Raw genomic sequence first — 20,369 nt, forward strand, 5'->3', positions numbered from 1 at the left:
ATAGCCGCGTGTGCGCTAAACTAGCCTGGGCACGGCAACACAAGTCAATGCAATTTTGAAAGACGCTTCGCGACTGCCACATTTGCGCACCCCGCGCACGTGCGCGGGCGCACGCTGCCTACAGCGTTTCCAGGTCGTGACCAGCGTTACGGGAGGCCGTATACGTTGGCACACGTACAGTTCGATCTGCCCTGGTATTATCGACGTGAAGCAAGTTACAGATACGTCGTGTCAGCGCTCTGCAGGGATCGTCGGGGCCGCGCTCCTCGGAGCGATGCTGCATGCTTGGCCCTTTACAGTCGTCACGCTCCTTGATAGCGTCCACGCTGCGTTTTTCAGGCACTGGGGGGGACGATTTTGACGCAATTCAATGGTTTCGTGGTCGCGGTCGACGACAACCCCGCCAACCTCGACACGCTCCTCGACGTACTGTCGGGCGAGCATCTGGATCTCGCCGTCGCCACGGATGGCAACATGGCGATCAGCTTGATCGAGCGCGAGCAGCCGGATCTCGTTCTCCTCGACGTCATGTTGCCAGATATCGACGGTTTCGGGGTGTGCAGGCGCCTGAAGGCCAACCCGCAAACCGCCGACACTCAGATCGTGTTCATGACCGCCTTGAACAATCGGGAGCACCGGTTGCAAGGGTTGAAGGCGGGCGCCGTGGATTACATAAGTAAGCCCTTCGATACGGAGGAGCTCCTTGCGCGGATACGCCCGCACATCGCCGTCCGGCGCATGACGCGAGCGTTGCAGGAGAAGAATACCAGCCTGGAGTCGGAGGTTCGGCAGCGCGTCGCCGTCGAGGCCGCGCGCGAGGCGCTCCTCGTCGAGCTCATGGCCCGTACGGACGAGCTGCGCGAGGCCAAGGAGGGGCTCGAGCGCGAGCTCGTCGAGAAGGGGCACGCGAACGCGGAGAGGACCGCGCTGCACGAGCAGGTCATCGCCGCGCAGCGCAGCCGGCTCCTCGAGCTCTCCACGCCGCTCATTCCGATCACGGATCGCATCCTGGTCATGCCGCTCATCGGTACCATGGACAGTGACCGGGCTCAGCAGGCCAACCATGCGATGCTCCACGGCGCGAGCAGCCGAGGCGCTGAATTCGTCATCATCGATATCACGGGCCTGAAACACGTGGACGAGAGCGTCGCCACCATGCTCGTCGCCGCGGCCAGCGGCCTGCGGCTCCTGGGGACGCGCACGGTGATCACCGGGATAGGCTCGGAGGTGGCCCGAACGCTCGTGCAGCTCGACGCGCCGCTGCAAGGCATCGTCACGAAGGGCACGCTCCAGGACGGCATTGCCGTCGCGATGCACTCCTCCCGTCATCGAGGATAGGACCTCTGCTCGGCCGGGAGCCCCCGGCCGCCTGAAGCCGAATCCGCGTCAGCTGTCGTTCTTCTGGTCTTTCGGACGAAGGCTCGCGAGCGACGCCCAGGCGCAAGATCCGCCCCGTCCAGCGCCGGACCGACGCGGGAGAGGTGGTAGATTCATTCACGGCGCGCTCCGGCGCCGTGCCAGGCGCACGTCGACGGACCAGCGCCCGGCGCCGACGACGACGAGAAAGAGCGCGCCCAGCAGCATCGCCCAGTCCGTCCTCGCCTCGTGGGCCATGCTCCAGAAGCCGTATTGCGGCAGCTTGCGCACGTGGAAGCCGAGGATGTCTCGGCCGAGCAGGATCGGAAGCTTGGTCGAGACCAGCGCCACGACCATGTCGATGACGAGCAGAGCGGCGGCGAACCGGGTCAGGAGCCCCGCGAGCACGAGCGCCCCGCAGACGATCTCGACCACCCCTACGAAAGGTCCCATGGCTTCCGGCCACGGGATGCCGATCTTGACGAACCGTCCGGCGCCGATCTCCGCTGGATAGATGAACTTCTGGATCCCTTCGGACAAGAACACGGCCCCGACCGAGAGGCGGACAAGGAGCGTCGCCGCAGGCGCCTGGGAATCGAGCATCTTGCGCAGGTGTTTCATTATTCCGTTCCAGCCCTTTTCGAGGGAGCGCGAATGTGGATCTTCCAGCGGCCCACCCGGATCTCACGATCCGCCGTCGAGATCATGGTTCGAAGCGCGTAGACGATCTTGGTAATCTCGTCAATCTCGACCCGCTGCCGTACGGACGCGGCCTGCAGCCTTCCGGCTCGGTCCCACAATCGAACCCGGCGCCTCCGCATCGGCTGGCTCGGCGCTCCTTGGTATCGTGATCCATCCCCGGAACCGAAACTGGACAGCGGCGCTGGCGAGGGCGGCGAAGTCACCCCATGCTCGGCGAGGGGGCTTCGAGAAGGCGGTCGCTGAGGTCGCCGAGCTCGAGGCGGCGTTCGGGATTGCCGACCTCGCGAGCTTCACGCCGACATAGGCGAAGGTGCGACGGGAGTGCTCGGGCCTCGCGACCGCCGCGCGGCGATGTGGCCGGCGACGTGATCGTCGGCCATAGTGTCCACGTGTTGTATGTCCGCCACGTGCCGGGTCCGCCGCTCTCGGCGCACGTCGCCGAGCTCTGGTACCTTTCGGCTGCTCCGCCTCACGCGGCCGAGCGCATCCTGCCCTCCGGTACCCTCCAGCTGGTCGTCAATCTCGACCAGGACGAGGTTCGCGTCTACGACGGCCCCACCATTCGCCGCTACTCCGGTGCCGTCGTCTCGGGCGCGTACCAGTCCGCCTTCGGTGTCGACACACGCGAGCACGCGTCGATGGTCGGCGTCCAGTTCCGCCCCGGCGGCGCGTGGCCGTTCCTCGGCGCGCCGCCCGGCGCGCTGACCGACACGCACGCCGACCTCGCGGACCTCTGGGGGCTGCGAGCGGCGGAGCTCCGTGAACGCCTGTGCTCGGCGCCGGAGCCGCGCGCTCGCTTCGCGCTGCTCGAGCGCGCGTTGCTCGACCGCCTTTCGAACGCGCGCCCCGGTCATCCCCTGGTGCCGCACGCGATCGCGGCGCTCGATGGAGGCGAAAGGCGCGTCGCCGACGTGGCGGCCACGCTCGGCATCAGCCACCGCCGGCTCGTCGACGTGTTCACCGCCGAGACCGGCCTCGCCCCGAAGGCCTTCGCCCGGATCACACGCTTTCGGCGGGCGCTCTTGCAGGCCGAGAGGGAGCGCGAGCCGGACTGGGCCCGGCTCGCTGCCACGTCAGGGTTCTGCGACCAGTCGCACCTGATCCGCGAGTTCGTGGCCCTCTCCGGCAATTCGCCGACCGCGCTCGTCGCCCACTCCTCCCGCGAACGCGTCAAGTTGCACCATATCGCCATCGCCGCGCCGGATGTGGCGCGCGGAAGGGACCGGCAACACGCGCGATCCCGAGGCGTCCCGACCCGATGACCGCGAAGGATCAGCGCGGTGTCGGGACGCACCGCGGCGCGACCGGCGACGAACCCGGTCGCCTCCGAGCCGTCATGATCAACCCGCTGACGGCTCGTGAAGCTCGATCGGGTTGCCGTCGGGATCTTCGAGTTGAATCTGCGCACCTCCCACGCCGCGTTCGATGTCGTTTCGGAAGGGTGTGCCGGCCCCGCGGAGTCGTTCGATGATCGCGGCGACGTCGTCGACGTAGAGGACGATGCGGTTCCAGCCGCCGGCGACCTGAGCGCGGCCGTCGGGCATCGGGCGCGCGCCGGAGCTGCCGGGGCCGCTCAGGAGCAAGCGCAAGTCACCGCGGGAGACCGTCGCGAACGCCGTGCCGGCCTGCAGGTCGAGCGTGAAGCCCAGTTGCTCGGTGTAGAAGCGAACGGCGCGATCGACGTCCGTGTTTTGATAGCGGACGACTGCCGCGGTGGCATCGGGGCCTTCCGCGGCCGAGGTCGATTCCTCCGGCGCCTCGTGAAGCTCGACCGGGTTGCCGTCGGGATCCTCGAGCTGAATCTGCGCGCCCCCCACGCCGCTTTCGATGTCGTTTCGGAAGGGTGTGCCGGCCGCGCGGAGTCGTTCGATGATCGCGGCGAGGTCGTCGACGTAGAGGACGATGCGGTTCCAGCCGCCCGCGACCTGAGCGCGGCCATCGGGCATCGGGCGCGCGCCGGAGCTGCCGGGGCCGCTCAGGAGCAAGCGCAAGTCACCGCGGGAGACCGTCGCGAACGCCGTGCCGGCCTGCAGGTCGAGCGTGAAGCCGAGTCGCTCGGTGTAGAAGCGAACGGCACGATCGACGTCCGTGACCTGGTAGCGGACGACGGCCGAGGTGGCATCGGGGCCTTCCATGGCCGAGGTCGATCCGGTGGTATGGGACATGCAACCTCCGAGAGAGAGAATGACCAGGATGAGGATGATCTTGAGGATGATCTTCATGCGCCGATTCTGTTGCCCGCGCGCGCCGCCGTATTGGACAAATTGGAAGCCGCGGCGGTCCAGGCTCGTGGGTCTGCGCCGCACCGAACGACGCTTCGTCATCCTCCACGTGCTGTGTGCCAGCGTTCGACCATGCGGGGAGCCGCAAGGCGGTGGAAGGGGCCTGCGCCGTGGTGTCCGCGGTCGCACCCCGGGACGCTCAGATTGCGATTGCCCGGCGCGCCCGGGTGCGCTCTTCTTCGATCCAGGAAGCGGGAGACTCTCCCGCGAGCGCGCCGCGATGAAGCCCTTGTACGAAGCTCGTGCACCAGAGATCGTGACGGAGCCCGAGCAGGTGGACCAGCTGCCGGCGCTGATCGAGCGGATCGCGGAGCAGACGCGGCGCGATGCCGAGGGCCGGCGGGTGGAGCTGCCGTCGGGGCGCGTCGTCGAGGTGCGATCCGCGGCAGGGGACGAGGAGTGGGTGACGATCCGGAGCGCCTCCGGGGACATCGAGCTCGACGTGCGCCTCACCGAGCGCGGGCCGGTGCTGCGGATCCGGGCGGCGGAGCTCGAGCTGGAGTCGCCGGGCGCGGTGCGCGTCGACTGCGATCGTTTCCACGTGCGCGCCGAGCACGGGATCGTGCACGAGACCGGCGGCGACCTCGCGCAGACGGTCGCCGGCGACGTGACGACGCGGGCGCGCGGCGAGCTGCGCGCCGAGGCCCGTCAGGTGAACCTCGAGGCCACGCGCGGCGACGTGCAGATCGCGGCGAACGATGACGTGCAGCTGCTCGGCGAGCGGATCAAGCTGAACTGCTGAGCGCCGCACGGCGGCGTGGGGCGTGGGGCGTACGGACGGCGTGCCGCGGGCGGCGCGCGCGGTCGACCGCGCGTCAGAGGGCCGAGAGCGCGCGTTCGACCTGCTCTGCCAGCGCGGCCTGCGCGGCGGCGCGCCGCTGCCACACGCGCTTCAGCCGCAGGCCGAGCGGCGCGTCGAGCCCCTGCTCCGCGATCCCGAGCGCGAGTTTGCCCCGCCGCTCGGCCCTGACGAGGCGGGCGTACTGCTCGGCCCCGAACCGGTCCGGGTGGCGCCGCTCCCAGGTGCTCACGTACGCATCGTCGAAGCGCTCGCGCAGCGCGCGGTCCCCGTGCTTCAGCGCGCGCTCGAGCTCGTCACGCCAGCGCCGCTCGGCCTTCCGCCAGGTGGCCTCGTCGAGGTCGTGCGCGGAGAGCACCTCGCCGCGCAGCGCGCCCCGCTCGGCGAGCTCCGAGCAGACGGCGGCGTACCGCTCGATCGTGACCGAATCTTCCGGGCGCGCTGGGCTCGGCGCCGGCGGCTCCTTCAGCCGGGCCGGCGGTTGCGGCGCCGGCGCGGGGGCCTGGGGGCGCGGCGCGGCGCCCGCGGGGGCGGGCGGCTGCGATGGGGCTCCATCGAAGTCGAGCGCGGCGAGCACCGCTCCCGCCACCGCCCCCGCCGCTGGGCCGGGCGTCGTGGCCGCGGGCGGGGTGGCGGGCAGGGTGCCCGACGCCGGCGTGCTGCCGGGCCCGTCGAGCGCCAGCGTGCCGCCCGCGGCCCCTTCCCGCCGCCGCGGCTCGCTGGAGCGCGACGGCGCGGCCGCCGCGGGGCGCTGAACCGGCGGGCGCCGCGGCGGGACCGCCGGCGCGCTCCCGATGCCCACGCCGGCGACGGCCACAAGGCGCTCCCGCTGCGCCGGGTCGCGCAGCTCGACGTGGGCGCGCCAGGTGATCGTGCAGAGCCGCCGATCCGCGTCGACGTGGAGGCCGTCGGCGTGGAACGCGAGCCGCGCCGGGGCGTCGGGATCGGCGTCGTCGAGGCCGTACACCGCGCCGGCGACGCGCGCGTCCGGCAGCGCGCTCTGGATCCGCGGGCGATCCGGGTGGAAGCCCTCGAGCACGACGACCGTGTCCGGCTGCAGCGCGGAGACCCACTGGTCGCGCGGGGCGCACTGGAAGTACGACCAGTCGAAGGCGCCCGGCACCTCCATCACCTCGGCGTCGAGCTTGGCGCGGGCGCCGGCCGGGAGGCGTCGGCTGCGCGCCGGCCACGCCGCCGCGAGCGGACCGAAGCCGGCGGGCCGCTGCGGATCGACGGGGTCGAGCACGTTCGGCAGCTCGCCGTCGCGCTCGCTGCACCCCAGGGGGTTCTCGGGCACGCCGACGCCGCCGGCGGCGCGCTCGTACACGATCGGCATCCGCACGAACGGCTCCGGCGCCGCCCCGGCCTCCTTGCGGCGGCCGACGACGCGCACCGTCTTGTCGAGGCCCGGCGCCTCGCGCTGGACGAGCGCGAACCGCGCGCTCATCTCGGCGACGGGGCGGCCGCCCGGCGCGGCGGCGTGCCCGAGGGCGGTCACGTCCACGTACTGGCGGTACGGCACCCGATCGCTCGCCGCGGTCACGTGGGTCATCGGGCCGCGGCGGTCGTGGACATCCTTCGTCTGGAACGGCGCCGCCACCTCCGCAGGCCGCATCGGCGACGCATCGAGCGAGAAGCTGGCCTTCACGACGACCGTCAGCCGCAGCTTGCCCTCGTGGCGCCAGGGGACCGTGTCCACGCTCGCCTGCGCCGCCGTCGCCGACGCCGACGGCGTGAGCGACGCGCACGCGACGCCGCCCGCGGTGCCTGGCAAGAACGGCAAGGCGCGCGCCGCGAACTGCGCGGCCTGCGCGTCGTCGACCGGGAGTGTCCCCTTCGGCTCGCTCATGTCCCCGTCGTGCACGGTCGCAACCGCGCCTCCCGAGGTCAAGGGCTCATCCAGCGATCGCGGGCCGCAACGACCCTTGGAGTCGTCGCCGGTGTGTGGCGGTGCGCGGATGGCTTCGGAACCTGGCCGCCGAGCTCGGCCAGGGGTGCGCGCCGGCGGCGGGAGATCAAAACAAAATACCGAGTGGCCGCCCGCGCGCGCCAAGTACCATGACCGCATGAAGCGGCTCACCGACCCCTTTCACGTGCTGCCGGAGGCGCAGCGCCACGAGCTCATGCGCGACACGGTGATGGCGATCTTCGGCCCCGCGGTGGGTCAGGGCTTCTGGGATCAGATGGAGCCGCTGCTCACCGACACGCGGCGCCAGCCAGGCGACGCGGAGGAGCCGGAGAAGAACTTCTGGCGGGGCCGGTGGCGCATCTACGAGGCAGAGTGAGCGGGGAGCAGCGGCCGTGAGCAACGACCCGACGCCGCCCGCCGCGCGCGCGCCTGCGCACAGACCGCGCAGACCGCGCCGCAAGACCGAGCTGCTCCTGCAGGGCGAGCCCGATGGGCGGCGGTGGATCGCCTGGATCTCGAAGCGCACCTACCGGATCCACAACGGGCGCTGCGAGCTCGACGCCCCCGGGCAGCAGGAGGTCCTGCACGACGACGAGATCCCGTACAGCGAGGATCGCAAGCCGCCGCGGGTCTCTCCGCCGATCGCCGTCGACGAGATGCTCCCTTTCCGGCGCGCGACCGACGTCGTCATCCAGGCCTTTGCCCACGCCTACAAGCCCGACACCCGCACGCTCACCGCGGGCGTCCGGTTCGGCAAGCACCACCGCGAGATCGTCGTCCACGGCGACCGCGTGGGTGAGATCGACCGCGCGGGCCGGCCGCGCTTCTCCGAGCCTGCGCCGATCGAGGTGGTCCCGATCCGCTACGACTACGCCTACGGCGGCGTCGATCTGACGGCGCTCGGCCGGAACGGCGACCTCCTCGGCCAGCTCGTCCAGGATGCCCGCCGAGGCATCGACCGGCTCGCCGACACGGTGTACCACTACCCGAGAAATCCTTGTGGTTACGGGTACTTGATGGAGCTCGACGCCGAGAGCTTCGCGGGGCGGCCGATCCCCAACCTCGAGTTCCCGTTCGACCCGCTGACGCCCCAGCGCCTCGCCGTGGGCAAGCCGTACCGGTGGATCCATGCGCCGCTGCCGGCAGGCTGGGATTACCAGTCCATGGCCTGGTTTCCCAGGCTCGCTTACCTCGGGCTCGCCCCGACCTGCCAGAGCGACGGCAAGCTCCCCGCGGAGGTCGAGCGCGGCTGGGCCGCCCGGGATGTCCTCTCGATTCCGCCGCTCTATCAGGACCCCGGCGGCCCGCTCCGGCCGGAGTACGCGCAGGTCGCGTCGCCCGGGATGAGCGTCTCCGACCTCGCGCCGGACGAGTACTTCGAGCTGCATCACGTGCACCCGAACCGGCAAGTCTACTCCTTCCACCTGCCCGGCGAGGTGCCCCGGGTGATGCTGGAGCTCGCGCCCGGCCGGGCGCTCGCCGAGGCGGAGTCCCACCTCTGCTCGGTGGTCGTGCGGCCGGTCCCGGGCGAGGTCGTGGTGGTCTGGAGCGCCCGGGCCCCCGTGGCCCTGGATCTCACCGAGGAGCAGATGATGAACCTGCGGCGCGAGGTGCGCTGGACCTCGGCGGCTCGCTCGACCCGATGAAGGAGCGCGGACAATGTCGTACGGCTGCCTGACCGTCACGCGGTGGAACGTGTTCCTCGGCCTCTCGTGGCACGAGGCCCTGTTCTGGTGGCCGATGCCGCCGCCCGGGGCCTACGTGCCCCAGAAGTACTGGCCTCATCTCCAGACGGGGCTTGTCAGCGGCACGCACCTCTTCTCGTTCTGGTCGGAGCAGAACAAGCACGAGATACAGCTCGACGGCGTGCACTGGATGGGGCGGGGGAGCGACGCGAGCCTCGTCGTCCCGCACGTGGACGTGGTCCAGGGGTGGAATCCGCTCCTACCCTGGACCATCCTCTTCGGGAGCTCCATCTCGGTCTGGGGGACGAGCGGGGTCACGATCGGATGCGACAACCCGATCTTCGGCGAGACGACCTGCGATCTCGCGTGCTCGCCGTTCAAGACCGTGCCGTTCTCGCTGCACCTCGCGTGCAACAGCCCGGTCAGCGCGCCGCTCGATTTCACCATCGTCTGGGGCACCGCCAAGGCCGGCTTCACCTGGACCGACTTCATCGCGTGCCTCGTCGACATCGCGATCGAGATCGCGATGGACATCCTGATGAAGTTCGGCGGCCAGATCGCGGGCAAGCTGTGGAAGGGCGCGAAGGCCGCGGGGAAGGGGCTGGTGAAGGGCGCGAAGATGGCCGCCGCCAAGAGCGCGGATCTCGCCCAGCCGTTCTTCAAGCGGGCCGGCAAGGCCCTCGCGCGGGAGAGCGCCGAGGAGACGCTCGCGAAGATCCTCAAGGAGTCCGCCGAGGAGGCGGCCGACGACGTCGCGTCGAAGGTGGGCAAGCAGGCGGCGGAGAGCTTCTCGGACTCGCTCAGCCGGCTGCGATCGCAGAGCGACGAGCTGCTCGAGGAGCTCGCCGAGGCCGCGGACGGCAGCGTGTGGAAGTCGTTCAAGGAGGGCGCCGCGGAGCTCGGCGAGAGCGCCGCCGATCGCATGAAGAAGCTCGGGAAGAGCCTTGGCTCCGCGGCGAAGTCGGTGAAGGACACGATCATCGCCGTCAAGACGTGGAAGAAGGTGACCGAGCAGAACCTCCTGCAGTCGCGGAAGGTGAGCAGCATCCTCAAGTACACGGCCCTGGCGAACGGGTTCAAATACTCGAAGAAGGTCGGCGGGAAACTCTACAGCTCCATCGACGCGCAGTACCACGATCCCGGGGATCTCGACGCGGGCTCGGACGGGTACAGCTTCGGGCCGTTCGCGCTCGGGTCCAGGAGCGGCGTCTACGACGACCTCGGGGACCCCGTGGGCGACACGGGCGACGACGACGATGATGACAAGACCACCAAGGCCGTGGTTGGCGATCGGTTCGCCTGGCGGGGCGACGCGACCGCGAAGACGCGCGTGAGCGAGCGATTCTCGTGGTCCGATCAGAGCGAGGAGAGCGGCGGGAGCGCGGGTGTGGACGACCGCTTTGCCTGGATCGTGAGCGACGCCGCCACGTCCGGCGCGTAGCTCCACCCATCAGGAGTCAGGCCAGGGATCCGGAGAGAGATTTCAACGCGAAGTCGCAAAGTCGCAAAGTCGCAAAAAAAGAGCACGCCTACGGTGTCACGAAAATGACCGAGAGATCATCGACGTAGAAGGCGCCCGTGGAGTTCGCGCCCATCCAGGCTCTGACCGCGCCGAAGTTCCGCGCCTGGTTGAGGAAGTAGCTCGGGATCGCGACGTCGAGGCTGCCGGATGCCGCCCCCTGGAGGGAGATGGTCGCCGTGGCGGCGCTCGCGCCGATGTTGAACGTCACCTGCACGCTGAACACTTGCCCGCGTTGATACGTCCCAAAGGTCAGGTTGCTGTCGTCGTTGACGCGCACCGTTCCGTTCGCGAGGAAGTCGAGGTGCAAGAAGCTGTTCAGGTCGCTCAGCGGCTGGTTGAAGCCCTCGAACTGCAGCGTCGGGACTCCGCCGTCCGCGCCTGGAATGAAGAGCCTGGCGGTCGCCATGTATTGGCCATCTCCGCGGAAGGCGCTGAAGCGGCCCTGGATCGACGTCACGTCGTTGAAGTTCGGGTGCTGAACGAGCACCCACTGATCGTTGGCCTCGCCAGCCGGAGAAGCGGCCACCGTCACGTTGCCGTTGCCGAGCGCCGCCGCGACGGTGCCGACCGTTTGCTGTGAGCTCGGCGGCTGAGATGCGGTGTCCTGGTTGAACCCGGCGCTGAGCAGCGTCTCGGCGGTGCAGCCTGTGAGCAGCGCCGGCGCGGCCAGCAGCGGCAGACCCAGGATCGTGCGCCGAGAAACGAGGGGCGATTTGCCGGTCGCATGGTCTTTGGCGCGAGCAGACTCGATCGTTCGATTGAACGTCATGTTCCTCTCCGTTGGGTGAAATCGGCCCACGCACGACGTGCGTGGCTCGGTGGTCAAAGGGGCGTTGTCGCCGAGAAGCGCGGCGTACAGCGACAGCTTTCGCAAGCGTCATGCCACGGCGAGCGGGTCGCGCACCCCCCGACGAGCCCCCGTGTTCGCGCCGAGAACGAGGCTCATCGCTCCCGTGATCTCCGGAGAAGAGCACGGGGCTGCCGAGCTCCCTGTCTCTCTGAAGGAGACACATGTTCCCCCGGAGAACCAGAGCGAGCAGGGATGGCCTGCGGAGGAGGGCTCCGCGCCTAGCGAGGCGCTCGCCTGCCGGATGATCGTCAGGTCGCCCCCAGGAGACGTCGAGCTGGAACAAGACATCAACCCACAGAAATTTTCGTCCCAGGCACCGTCGATGTGGGACAAGATACGTGTCGACGATGGCGCTCCGCGGCAAGCCGACCGCCCCACCATCGAAGAGCTGGATCCAGGTGCGCCGCTGGCATCGGCGATGGTGGTCCGCAACACCAATCGAGCCGCAACCAGCGCCCCAGGTGCGGCCGGGATTCGCATCGTGGACGCGGCATAGGCCATCTGGCGGAGGCCCCCGGGCGGCGGTGAACGGGCGCGTGAGGGCGCGGCGCACGAGCCTTGCGCCGGACAGACCATGGTTCGAATTTGCTTTACGCTCGCAACCCAGCCTGAGATGCTATGCACTGCGACGAAACAATGCAGGACAAGGGCATCGTTTCGATTGCGAAAGCATCCTGGAGGGGTAACATGCCGATCTCAGTGACAGTCAAAGGCAAGACGTACGAGAGCGACGGTCATTACCATGCGGAAGAGGTCATGTTCGCTTCCGTCAAGCGTCAAGGGAACCTCGACGTGGAAATGAACGGTTGGCCGTGCACGGGCGAGCGGCACCACGATTGCCATCAGCTCTTCCTCGACCAGTCCGCTAACCGCACGATCACGGTGACCATCACGGGGGATCATGCCGGCTACGCCGCGAACCATGGGCGCAAATTCGGGGATAAAGGGACGATCACCTATGCCGCTGGCGTCGCGACCTACGGCTAGAGCGGCAAACCGTCAGAAAAGCGTCCAATCCTCCGCCGCACCATTGCGGAGACCACGCCCTTCGGCCGAGCGCGGCCCGTCCCATCACGCCTCCACCCCGTACTTGTCCAGCCACTGTTTCAGGCGCTGGTAGCTCCTGAAGCCGATGAGCGCCGCCGCGCGCGTCTTGTTGTGGTTCGCTTCCTTCATGGCCCGCTCCAGGTAGTGCCGGACGACGTGGGCGATGGTCTCCTCGAGGCTGAAGCCGTCGCCGAGCGGCTGGCCCAGCACCGCATCCCGCGGCGTGTCTTCGCGGACGAACAGCGCCTCGCGGACCTCGACGACATCGATCACCGGCCCGTGCGCCCAGACGAAGGCGCGCCAGAGGGTCCCCTCGAGCTCCCGGACGTTCCCCGGCCAGGGGTGACGGAGCAGGTGGTTCCTCGCGGCGGGAGAGAGCTTCTTCTGGATGCCTCCGGGGCGCGCTTCGTTGTTGAGGCGGCGCGTCGGGCGGCAGCTCGCCGACTTCGTCGAGGAAGAGCGTCCCGCCGGTCGCGCGCCCGAGGTGCCCCTGGTGGTCGGCGGCGGCGCCCGTGAAGGCGCCCCGCGTGTGCCCGAAGAACTCGGAGTCCACGAACTCCCGGGGCAGGGCGCCGCAGTTGACGGCCACGAACGGGCCCGCGGCGCGCGGGCTCGCCTGGTGGATGGCGCGGGCAAGGAGCTCCTTTCCGGTCCCGGACTCGCCCTGGATGAGGACGGGCGCCGTGGTGCCGGCGGCCTGCCGCGCGCGGTGGAGCAGCCGCTCCATCGCCTCACTCCGGTGGACGATGTCCGAGAACCCCGGCTCGTCGGGCCGGAAGCCGTCCGAGAGGCGGGCGAGGTCTTCCTCGGTGCGGCGGACCGCGGAGGGGATCAGCTCCGCGGCGAGCTCGAAGGGCACGTCGGCGGTCTGGACGCCGGTCTGGGGCGATGACTCGATGAGCTCCGCCTCGAAGCGCGTCTTCGCGACGAGGATCCAGATGGCCGCCATCGCCGGCGTGCCCGGGCTCAGGTGGAAGGTCCGCTTGGCCCTCTTGCCGTACTGCTCGATCGACCAGGCCACAGCCTCCATGACGGCGCGGTAGATGTCCGCGTGGTGCGTCGGGGTGGAGAGCGCCTCCTGCCGGAGGACGACGCTCGCCTTCGTCTTCTTCCTGAGCCATCGCGTGAACGGCGCGACCTCCTCTCCTGGATGGTTGTTCAGCAGGACGAGGTGGTCGAACTCGCGCTCGGCGACGGCGTGCGCGATGGGGCCTTCGCCGACCGTGGCCTCGCCCGACGCCGCCTTGATATCGGTCTTCCCGATCCATGCGAGGAGAACACGGGCCATCGTGCTGGCCAGCGTAACAAACCTTCTGGCAGCGGAGCAACGCCGCCTTCTGCTCGCTGTCGTGGTTCCGACGGGAGGCCCCGCCGCTCGGTCGCGCGGCGCTGCTCCGGCCCAGCCTGGAGCGCGACGGTCCCGCGCAGCGCGCTGGGACCGGCTAGCCCCGGCTCGATCGGGGCGCTCGATCCGCCGGGTACGGACGCACGTTCAGGCCGGTCCAGCGCATGAGGTAACCGAGGACGGCGCCGAACACCAGGTGACCGATGAGGCTCAGAACGAACGTCTTCGGCGTGAGCCGGAAGAGCAACTCCTCGCCATGGGGCGCGGCGAGCACCGTGATGATGAGGCATGTCCAGACGAAGACGCCGTACTTCACGGCAGCCTGGACGACCTCACGCCCTCTGGCGAAGATGGGGTAAACCATGAAGAACGCGATCCCCATGCCACCCCCATTTCCAAGCCAGCGCCAGGCATAACCGAGCGGCGCGTGGCCCTCCTGTCGATGGAGCAGCTGCGCGCCGATGTTCGGGATGAAGTCGTTCCATTGTCCGGTGAGCATCCAGGGCGCCCTCGTGACGTCGTACATCCACACCGCGACGAGCGCCATCAGGTACCCGCGGGCGGCGAGCCGGCCGTAGCGCGGGAAGCGGACGCCGAGGGCGATCGCCGCGAACGCGGCGGGGAGCGCCACGCCAGGACCCGAGAGGTGCAGCGGGACGATCTCGAACATCGCCAGCGCCACGCAGACTATGGGCATGAACCCGAGCACCCCGAAGCTCAGAGGGACCCAGATGTCCCGGCGAAGCTTGACCCGATCCAGGAGCTCCGCGAGGAGCAGCGACACGTCATCTTGCTCCGCGATCGGGACGCCCGCGCCCGCGTGCGCCGCCACGCCGCGCGCGTCCAGGTTCTCCAGCGCTCGCCGCCAGGGAGAAGCATTGCCGCCGTCGTGATCGTTCCGCGCCCGCTGGGGCGAATCGCCGCTCGGTTTGCGCGATCTTTCGTGCTGAAGTTGCTTGTTCGAGTCCGGGTCGGTCGTGATGAGCAGCATGATGTGACGAATCCACGTGAGCCGGGTTTGCCGCTGGATGTGCTGGTTGTCGCGAAGTTCTGTCAAGGGCCGGTGAGGCTCGTTTCCCTTCTCTCCGCCGATGTGTGAGATAGAGTCTTGCATGAGGCTACTCCAGTGTTGACGATGGACGTCGCAGGCGCGCGAGCGATCCGCGCCGCGGCGCCGAGGATGCTGCGGCAAACCGACCAACCACGAGACGCGCAGCGATTCGATGCCGCGTGTTCGACGCGCGGCGCCGCTGCTCGCCTCGAAGGCGCTGCGAGCGCACGTCGAGATCTTTGCCGCTCGACCCTGACGAACCCTGCGTCGAGAACCACAGGTCGATCTTCAGCTGTCTGCTCGCGTGCCGTCCCGAGCGGCGCAGCGTCGCAAGGGGGGCGATTCACGAGAGCGCCGCGAGGTGTGGTCGTGATGATTGCTAGTCTGGATGTGTCGGCTTTGTCCAGGTCGAGGCTGGACTCCATGGATGATCCGGGCCTCCGGGTTCGCACCTCCGAGACTCCAATGGTGCAAGCATCCTACACGCACACTGCGACCCATCGCGCCCGGAGCCCGGAGCTCCAGGCGCTCGCTCGTGCTGGAGAGAGCTTCGCGCGAGCGGCAAGCTGCGGCGGGATGAGCCCTTCTCGCTCGTCGAGTTCGGCGCGGGCAACGGACGCCTTGCCCGCGATGTCCTGGATGCGGTCCGGAGCCTGAGCGGATCGAGCGACGACTGGCGTCGCTTCAGGGAGGTCCTCGAGGTTCGCATCTACGAGATCTCGGATCCCCTGCGCGAATTTCCTCGGGTCCTCGCGTCCACCGATCAGCGCCCGTTCGCCGAGCTCGTGGGGAACTCTGTCTTCAAGCTGCTCGTCGTGGGACGCGGCGTGTCGTGCTTCCCGGAGCTGCGAGGGCTCGAGCCGCTCCCGCTCCTCGCGCACGCGCCCGAGGCGACGCTCGATAACGGATCCACGCGCGGAGCCTTTTCCGGGATGCCCACGTTCGAAGAGCTTCGAGTCGTCTTCACGGAGAAGAGCAGGCCGCTCAGGGGGACCGTCCGATGATCTCCACGAGCGCTCGCTCCCTGGCCGCGCCCCGGCAGACGGCGCGCCCGGTGAGGCGCGAGGCGCAGCAATTTCACCGCGTCCGCAGGCCTTGCGCCCGCGCCCCGGCGACGTAGCGGCGCAGCGGCTCCGGGGCGCGGGTGCACGCTGGTCGGCCTCTTGCATGCTCCGTCGAGCGGGCACGGGGGAGCGGAGCTCGCAATGGGGGCGGGCGTACTCATGCGTGCCGAGAGCGCAAGGAGCCTGTTCGATGAAGCCCAAGAAGAACTGCAGGGTCGAGGATTACATGAGCACCGCGGTCATCACGCTGAAGGAGGCCGACACGATCAGCGCCGCAAACCTCGAGATGAAGCTCGCGGAGATCCGGCATATTCCCGTGGTCGACGCGAAGGGGCACGTCGTCGGGATCGTCTCCGATCGCGATTTGCTCCGCCACGTGAGCCGCCTCGACGGCAAGCCCATCCCGATCGAGTCGATCATGACCCGGCGTGTCCGCACCGTGCGAGCGACGACCCCGGCCGCCGATGCAGCCCAGATCCTCCTCGATCACAAGATCGGCTGTCTGCCCGTGGTCGGCGACGAGGAGCAGCTCGTCGGGATCATCACCGAGACGGATTTCCTGAGCATCGCCCAGCAGGCGCTGCGAGGCATCGACGTGACCCACGGCGCCGGAGATCGCTAGGCCAGCGACGCTTCAGAAGGCCGGGGAGCAGCTCTTGCCGTCGGTGGTGATCGGCTTGTCCTCGGGCTCGGCCTGCGTGAGGTCGATGGCGTGGAGATCCGTCACGTCGTCATGGCGCAGGCAGTAGACGAGGGACGTCGCGTCGGGAGCGATCGTCACGCTATCGATGTAGGTGCCGGGCTCGGCGAGCACGAGGGGGGACATCATGGCTGTGGCCATGTCGTAGACCAGGAGGGCGCTTGTCTCTACCGTGGTGTCGTCGGCCGGGATATCGATGGTTCCGGCGAAGACAAAGCCGCTTCCATCGCCGAGCCAGCTCGCCGGCGTAAGGGAGGGCCGCACCTGGCCTGCGCCGTAGCCCTCATCCACGAGCTTCACGGGGCTGGTGCCACCCGCTCTCGGATAGAGAAAGATGCCCTGATCTTCCGAATTCACGCACACGCTGTGAATGAGGAGAATTTCGCCGGTGGCCGGGTTGACCGAAGGTTCTATCACGGTGCAGCTCAACATCGTGGGGAAGGGCTCCGGCAAGCCACCCCCCGCGGGCACGCGCCACGGGAACGAGCCTCCTTGGAGGCTCGTTCCCTCGTACCACCAGTTGCCAAAGTCGTAGATGATGCCGGTGCCGTCGGCCGTGAACATCGGTGCGTCCACCGAGATTTCGAAGTTCGTACGGCCCTCGCCGTCGTTGGGAAACACCGGGGTGAGGCGGCGGAAGTCGGTCCCGTCGGTGGCGAGGCTCCAGAGGCGGCGGGTCGCGAGGCGGGTGTCGTTGTCTTCCTTGGTGGGGCCGTAGAGCGAAGCGAGGACGATGCGGGTGCGGTCGGGCGAGAGGGTGTGGCCCCAGATCTCCCATCCTTCACTGCCGTCGCCGCGCAGATCGGTGACCACGCGCTCGGCGCCGGTCGCGAAGTCTCGCGCGATGAGATGATCGTGATCGGCCGTCTCCGCGCGCACGTAGAGGAACGTGCCGGCGGGGAGCGCACCCGCGCCGGTGGACGAGCCACCGCTGCCGGAAGCGCCCGTGCCGCCCGATGCGCCGGTGCTGCCGGAGGAGCCGCTCGGACCAGCGCCCCCGGCGCCGGAGGTGCCCGCGCCGCCGGAGGTGCCCGCGCCGCCGGACGTGCCCGATGTGCCGGTGGGCGAGGCGGTCTCGATCGTGCACGCCGACGTCGAGCCCGCGGCGATCGCAACGAGGCTGAGAACTAGCCAACTGTTCTTCGTTGGAGTCATGCGACCAGCCTAACAAACTCTACTCACGCGCATTTGCCTTTCGATCCGGCTGGATCTCAGGCTCGACCAGGTGCGCTCGACGCCTCCCCGGCGTGCGCCCTCAGTCCTCGATGCGCAGCACGCGCCGAGCCGGATGCGGGAATTCCGCACGTCCAGATCTGTGGAGGGCCGGGGGGAGTCGACCCCGGCCTACCCGACTAGGGGATTTCGGGGTCGGTGTGCCTTCGCCACTCGTCCCGCGCGCTTGAGTAGGCGGTCCGGGCGGCGAGCTCGCGCTCCACGCCGGTGATGGCGGGCATCTTGCGATGGCACAGCTCCCCGGGAAGGGTGATCTCCACCTGCGTTCGTGCTTCACGCAGCGTGCCGGGCCATCCGCCGGCGGCGGGGCGGCCTTCTCGATGGAGGTCTTGACGCCAACGCCTGGCCCACGCCTGGCCCAGCGCGTTTGCGCTCTGCTCGATGAATCGTTGCCGTCCGGCCGCCTGCGCCGAGCCGTCCTGGTCGGCTCCTGGCTCGGACGGGGCGCGCTCGGCGCCCTGGCTCGGCGCTGCGCGCTTCACTCGGTGACCGCAGGCTGAGGCCCCGGGACGATCCCTGCGATGTCCGGATCCTCTCCCGGCGTCCCGCTGTTGGCGGCGCCCTTTCCCGTGCGGCGCGCGAGACGGTTCGCGTCTTTCTCGCGCTGCTTCTCTTGCCTCTCGCGTTCCTTTTGCCGCTTCAATGCTCCCTGTCTCTGCATGCCGAACCGGCCTTTCGGCGCCTCCGGGCGCGTTCTTCAGCACCTCATGGGTGCGTCCTGAAAGCGCAGGCGTGGCGGCGCACGAGCGCCGCCACGCCGCGCCCGTGATCAGTACCGGTCGCGACCGCCGCCGCCGCCGCCGCCGCCGCCGAAGCCGCGCGCCGGGCGCTCCTGCGCTTCGTTGACCTTCAGCGCGCGGCCATCGAGCATGGTGCCGTTCAGCTGCGAGATGGCGCTGTTCGCGGCCTGGGCCGAGCCCATGGTCACGAACGCGAAGCCGCGCGGCTGCCCCGTCTCGCGGTCGGTCGGCATCGCGATCTCACGGACCTCGCCGGCCGCGGCGAACGCGGACTCGAGGGTCTCGCGGGTGGTGTTGAACGAAAGATTTCCTACGTAGAGACGATTTCCCATGCCATCCTGCTCTTCTGCGGCCTTCTGGTGCGCCCTGCGGCGCACTCGGCCTGCCATCCGACGAAGCCGTGACGAATCGAACGGAGACGTGCGGCGCGGAACTCCCGCGCGAGCACACGGTGCGTCGTCCAGTCGTCCGAGCGAGCTGCAATCTCCCTCACGAGAGGGAAGAGGGAAAGCGTCGTTATAGAGGGCCAGGGACGATCGTGAGGAGGGCATCCTAGCCCGGTGCATCGTCGTCTGCAAGCGCGCCGTTCCGTCTTCCGTCGCGGAGCCTGCCGCCGGCCGCAGGCGGCAGGCGAACAAGAGGTTGCATCGGGGCGAAATGGCCGATGTCCGCGATCGCCGCGCACCTCGGCCCCGGGCCCTGCGAGGGCCCGCCGGGAGCTGAGCGGGGGCCTGGCGCCCGCGCCCCTCGCGACCGCGCCGCGTGCTGAACGGGCCCGGCCCCCAGCGCGAGGACGTCAATCTCACTTGTAGGCCGCGGGCGCATCCGACTGCGAACAAGCGAGCTCCTTGAAATCGGAGCAGCTCATCGGCTCGATGTTGGGGATCATCGCGTCGGGTCCTGACGCGGACCCGAACGCACATGCCAGGCTGCGCCGTGACGCCGTCCACCTCTGGAGCCTCGAGACGAGCCTCGACCGCCGGCCTCACCGGTCGTGCGCGATCCGGTAACTCCCCGGGATCACCGCCGGCGGCGGCCCGTCGTACAGCGTCGCCGTGCGCCGCTCCTCCTTGCGGACGTGGTACTCGAACACGCAGCGCAGGGAGAAGAACACCCGCCCTTCCCCCGCGACGATCCCTATCTGATCGAGGTGCATGGGAAAGACAACCTCTCGCTCCTCGAGCTGCACATGGATGTGCATCCGCAGGTCGGGCATCGCGAACGCGAGCTCCCCGCCGCGCAGGCCGTGCGTGAGCCGGATCCCGTCGCCCGGCCTCGGCTCGCCGCCTGCCTCGATCATCATGCCCGGGTGCCCCATGTTGAAGAACGTGGGGAGGATATCCCTGTGCCCCAGCTTGAATTCGGGCGCCCTGTCGGGCGTGAGCCGGCTCGGGTCCGGCGCGGCGGCGCTCGTCGCGGCCTTCACGCGGAGCGCGCCCTCGCTCGGGTAATACCCCAGGCCGACGGGATCGGGGGAGTCGCCGAACGAGCGGAGCAGCCGGTTCGGGTCCTCGAGGTTGGGCAGCGGCTTCCCGAGCGCGCTCTTCGCGTCGAGGTAGAACCCTCGCCCCGCCGGGTTGGGCGTGAAGGGCATGTCGAGCCCGTAGTCGGTCGGGCAGGTCCCGCCGAAGGCACGCCCGTAGTCGAGCTCCATCGAGACGAACGCCTCCGGCTCGCTCGGGACCAGGGCGCCGCCGGCCCCGGGCACCCACGAGCGATCACCGAAGACGGTGATCCGCCGCCGGAAGGTCCGGCCCACCTCGAGCTCGACGTCGAGGCGCGGCCTCGCCGCGCCGCCGGGCTGGCGCACCTTCCCGCCGAGCAGCACGTCGATCCCGCCCATGTAGAAGGGCTTGTCCCCCGGCATCTTGCCGAGCGCCGTCGCGACGGGCTCGCCCGAGATCGGCCACGGCTCGTCGGGCGTGGCGACGAGCGCGCCGCCGGCGACCCGGAAGGTGGGCCGCGCGATCGCGCAGCCCAGCATGTGGTCGTCGCTGCGCGCCGACGCCGTCCTGAGGAGCACCGCCGGATGCCTTGTCTCGTTGCGAAGCTTCACGGATCGAGCCCTCTCCGCCGCGGCGCCG

20 protein-coding genes and 2 pseudogenes are annotated in these 20,369 nt (G+C 69.4%); 11 read left to right on the forward strand and 11 right to left on the reverse strand.

What is annotated here, in order from left to right; translation table 11 throughout:
• Nucleotides 1-378: 378 nt before the first annotated feature.
• Entirely contained in the window at nucleotides 379-1,338 is a 960-nt protein-coding gene (locus WMF46_RS10205; RefSeq protein ID WP_437985437.1) for a response regulator, read from the forward strand.
• A gap of 156 nt (nucleotides 1,339-1,494) precedes the next feature.
• Here the strand turns inward: WMF46_RS10205 and WMF46_RS10210 are convergent, their stop codons facing one another.
• On the reverse strand, nucleotides 1,495-1,977 hold the full coding sequence (locus tag WMF46_RS10210; protein WP_437985438.1) for a DoxX family protein: 483 nt from the start codon (nucleotides 1,975-1,977) through the stop codon (nucleotides 1,495-1,497).
• Nucleotides 1,978-2,423: 446 nt separating this feature from the next.
• On the opposite strand from WMF46_RS10210, the gene WMF46_RS10215 reads away from it, so the two are divergent.
• Nucleotides 2,424-3,320, forward strand: coding sequence for an AraC family transcriptional regulator (locus tag WMF46_RS10215; RefSeq protein WP_437985439.1), 897 nt, complete (start codon nucleotides 2,424-2,426; stop codon nucleotides 3,318-3,320).
• Nucleotides 3,321-3,398: 78 nt separating this feature from the next.
• Here WMF46_RS10215 and WMF46_RS10220 read toward each other — a convergent pair whose 3' ends face one another.
• The gene (locus tag WMF46_RS10220; RefSeq protein WP_437985440.1) at nucleotides 3,399-4,280 is read right to left on the reverse strand and encodes a VOC family protein; all 882 of its coding nucleotides are present in this window, start codon (nucleotides 4,278-4,280) and stop codon (nucleotides 3,399-3,401) included.
• 316 nt (nucleotides 4,281-4,596) lie between these two features.
• On the opposite strand from WMF46_RS10220, the gene WMF46_RS10225 reads away from it, so the two are divergent.
• Entirely contained in the window at nucleotides 4,597-5,082 is a 486-nt protein-coding gene (locus WMF46_RS10225; protein ID WP_437985441.1) for a hypothetical protein, read from the forward strand.
• Between the two features lie 73 nt (nucleotides 5,083-5,155).
• Here WMF46_RS10225 and WMF46_RS10230 read toward each other — a convergent pair whose 3' ends face one another.
• Nucleotides 5,156-6,988 carry a DUF2169 family type VI secretion system accessory protein gene (locus tag WMF46_RS10230; RefSeq protein ID WP_437985442.1) on the reverse strand — a complete coding sequence of 611 codons (1,833 nt, stop codon included), beginning with the start codon at nucleotides 6,986-6,988 and terminating at the stop codon, nucleotides 5,156-5,158.
• Nucleotides 6,989-7,205: 217 nt separating this feature from the next.
• Between WMF46_RS10230 and WMF46_RS10235 the strand changes: the two genes are divergently transcribed.
• The 3 genes from WMF46_RS10235 to WMF46_RS10245 are packed head-to-tail and all read left to right on the forward strand — an operon-like array spanning nucleotide 7,206 to nucleotide 10,174.
• Complete coding sequence (locus tag WMF46_RS10235; RefSeq protein WP_272101560.1) at nucleotides 7,206-7,424, forward strand: hypothetical protein; 219 nt, start codon at nucleotides 7,206-7,208, stop codon at nucleotides 7,422-7,424.
• Between the two features lie 16 nt (nucleotides 7,425-7,440).
• On the forward strand, nucleotides 7,441-8,694 hold the full coding sequence (locus WMF46_RS10240) for a DUF2169 domain-containing protein (protein WP_437985443.1): 1,254 nt from the start codon (nucleotides 7,441-7,443) through the stop codon (nucleotides 8,692-8,694).
• A 13-nt stretch (nucleotides 8,695-8,707) separates the two neighbouring features.
• Nucleotides 8,708-10,174, forward strand: coding sequence for a hypothetical protein (locus WMF46_RS10245; RefSeq protein WP_437985444.1), 1,467 nt, complete (start codon nucleotides 8,708-8,710; stop codon nucleotides 10,172-10,174).
• Between the two features lie 88 nt (nucleotides 10,175-10,262).
• Here the strand turns inward: WMF46_RS10245 and WMF46_RS10250 are convergent, their stop codons facing one another.
• Entirely contained in the window at nucleotides 10,263-11,024 is a 762-nt protein-coding gene (locus WMF46_RS10250) for a hypothetical protein (protein ID WP_437985445.1), read from the reverse strand.
• Between the two features lie 184 nt (nucleotides 11,025-11,208).
• On the opposite strand from WMF46_RS10250, the gene WMF46_RS10255 reads away from it, so the two are divergent.
• Together WMF46_RS10255 and WMF46_RS10260 are read left to right on the forward strand one after the other, a co-directional pair.
• The gene (locus WMF46_RS10255; RefSeq protein ID WP_437985446.1) at nucleotides 11,209-11,601 is read left to right on the forward strand and encodes a hypothetical protein; all 393 of its coding nucleotides are present in this window, start codon (nucleotides 11,209-11,211) and stop codon (nucleotides 11,599-11,601) included.
• Nucleotides 11,602-11,792: 191 nt separating this feature from the next.
• Nucleotides 11,793-12,092, forward strand: a complete 300-nt coding sequence (locus tag WMF46_RS10260) for a hypothetical protein (RefSeq protein WP_437985447.1) — start codon at nucleotides 11,793-11,795, stop codon at nucleotides 12,090-12,092.
• 84 nt (nucleotides 12,093-12,176) lie between these two features.
• Here the strand turns inward: WMF46_RS10260 and WMF46_RS10265 are convergent, their stop codons facing one another.
• The 3 genes and pseudogenes from WMF46_RS10265 to WMF46_RS10275 all read right to left on the reverse strand — a co-directional run bounded on the left by WMF46_RS10265 (nucleotide 12,177) and on the right by WMF46_RS10275 (nucleotide 14,554).
• A complete protein-coding gene (locus WMF46_RS10265; RefSeq protein WP_437988043.1) occupies nucleotides 12,177-12,425 on the reverse strand; it encodes a hypothetical protein in 249 nt (82 codons plus the stop codon).
• 211 nt (nucleotides 12,426-12,636) lie between these two features.
• A pseudogene (locus WMF46_RS10270) lies at nucleotides 12,637-13,440 on the reverse strand (sigma 54-interacting transcriptional regulator); the annotation flags it as partial.
• 154 nt (nucleotides 13,441-13,594) lie between these two features.
• The gene (locus tag WMF46_RS10275) at nucleotides 13,595-14,554 is read right to left on the reverse strand and encodes a hypothetical protein (RefSeq protein ID WP_437985448.1); all 960 of its coding nucleotides are present in this window, start codon (nucleotides 14,552-14,554) and stop codon (nucleotides 13,595-13,597) included.
• A 470-nt stretch (nucleotides 14,555-15,024) separates the two neighbouring features.
• On the opposite strand from WMF46_RS10275, the pseudogene WMF46_RS10280 reads away from it, so the two are divergent.
• The 3 genes and pseudogenes from WMF46_RS10280 to WMF46_RS10290 all read left to right on the forward strand — a co-directional run.
• A pseudogene (locus WMF46_RS10280) lies at nucleotides 15,025-15,282 on the forward strand (SAM-dependent methyltransferase); the annotation flags it as partial.
• 51 nt (nucleotides 15,283-15,333) lie between these two features.
• Complete coding sequence (locus WMF46_RS10285) at nucleotides 15,334-15,552, forward strand: hypothetical protein (protein ID WP_437985449.1); 219 nt, start codon at nucleotides 15,334-15,336, stop codon at nucleotides 15,550-15,552.
• 250 nt (nucleotides 15,553-15,802) lie between these two features.
• Nucleotides 15,803-16,234 carry a CBS domain-containing protein gene (locus WMF46_RS10290; protein WP_437551527.1) on the forward strand — a complete coding sequence of 144 codons (432 nt, stop codon included), beginning with the start codon at nucleotides 15,803-15,805 and terminating at the stop codon, nucleotides 16,232-16,234.
• 12 nt (nucleotides 16,235-16,246) lie between these two features.
• Here WMF46_RS10290 and WMF46_RS10295 read toward each other — a convergent pair whose 3' ends face one another.
• The 4 genes from WMF46_RS10295 to WMF46_RS10310 form a co-directional block, all read right to left on the reverse strand.
• Entirely contained in the window at nucleotides 16,247-17,467 is a 1,221-nt protein-coding gene (locus tag WMF46_RS10295) for a hypothetical protein (RefSeq protein ID WP_437985450.1), read from the reverse strand.
• Between the two features lie 197 nt (nucleotides 17,468-17,664).
• Nucleotides 17,665-17,805 (reverse strand): hypothetical protein, encoded by a 141-nt coding sequence (locus WMF46_RS10300; protein ID WP_437716756.1) that lies wholly within the window; start codon nucleotides 17,803-17,805, stop codon nucleotides 17,665-17,667.
• 509 nt (nucleotides 17,806-18,314) lie between these two features.
• A complete protein-coding gene (locus tag WMF46_RS10305) occupies nucleotides 18,315-18,617 on the reverse strand; it encodes an RNA recognition motif domain-containing protein (protein WP_437985451.1) in 303 nt (100 codons plus the stop codon).
• A gap of 653 nt (nucleotides 18,618-19,270) precedes the next feature.
• Entirely contained in the window at nucleotides 19,271-20,341 is a 1,071-nt protein-coding gene (locus tag WMF46_RS10310) for a DUF2169 domain-containing protein (RefSeq protein ID WP_437985452.1), read from the reverse strand.
• Nucleotides 20,342-20,369: the final 28 nt, after the last annotated feature.

This window comes from Sorangium sp. So ce117 (assembly GCF_051524395.1).
GTDB lineage: Bacteria > Myxococcota_A > Polyangia > Polyangiales > Polyangiaceae > Sorangium > Sorangium cellulosum_B.